A 1044-nucleotide genomic window follows, 5' to 3' on the forward strand; every position below is an offset into this window, starting at 1 on the left:
GATCCCTTTGACCAGCTTGTCAGCCGCGTCCTTCGATGTTCCGGATTTCTTGTTCATCTTCGCTCCTTGGTGGCTGCGATGAACCAGAATTCCTCCGTTACGAAAACATCAAATCTGTCCCATAGGCCCTGACGTCAGACACCTGACAATCCTTCCGAGCGAAGCCGCAGGGCTTCTCTGATGTAAACGGCGGAGCAATACTCGGCCACGGTAGCGGTACCGTTGTGGTGTCGCGGGCGGCGTAAAAGTCGTCCACTTTTGCCCTTTCGGATTTCGGGAGGGCTTGGGGATATACACCGTGGATTTGTATTTGAAGGTGCGTCACGCTCATTTCCAGGATGGATTGAGCGGACGCCAGATTGCCCGGGATTTTGGGATCAGCCGGGACAGTGTTGCGAAGATGTTGGCCTATTCGGAGCCGCCGGGATATCGGCGGACAGCGCCGATCAGGCGCCCGAAGCTGGATGCGTTTACCAGCCAGATGGACCAATGGCTTGCTGAAGACAGGGGCCGCCCTCGCAAGCAGCGTCACACTGCAAAGCGTATTTTCGAGCGGTTGCGGGACGAGTGCGGTTTTGATGGCAGCTACACCATCGTCAAGGATTACGTTCGAGACCGGAAGCGGACCGGCAAGGAGATGTTCGTGCCGCTGAGCCATCCGCCCGGTCATGCACAGGCCGATTTTGGTGAAGCGCTTGTTGTAATCGGCGGCGTCGAGCAGAAAGCACACTTCTTTGCCCTTGATCTGCCGCACAGCGACGCGTGCTACATCCGGGCCTATCCTGCGGCCAATACCGAGGCGTGGCTTGACGGCCATATCCATGCCTTTGCGTTCTTCGGCGCGGTTCCCCAGTCAGTCCTCTATGACAATGACCGCTGCCTGGTTGCCCGGATCCTGCCGGATGGCTCCCGGCAAAGAACCCAGCGGTTCAGCGCGATGTTGTCGCATTACGTGATCCGGGACCGCTATGGCCGTCCCGGCAAGGGCAATGACAAAGGGGCCGTGGAGGGGCTGGTCGGCTACGGGCGTCGCAACTTCATGGT

General features: G+C 58.7%; 1 protein-coding gene. It reads left to right on the top strand.

Translation table 11 applies throughout. The features are described 5' to 3' along the window. Window positions 1-298: 298 nt before the first annotated feature. Window positions 299-1044: IS21 family transposase (gene istA / locus VJ956_RS14960; RefSeq protein ID WP_422655633.1), on the top strand; the 746-nt coding region annotated here is incomplete at its 3' end.

The organism is Marinobacter sp., assembly GCF_035268745.1.
Classification (GTDB): Bacteria; Pseudomonadota; Gammaproteobacteria; order Pseudomonadales; family Oleiphilaceae; genus Marinobacter.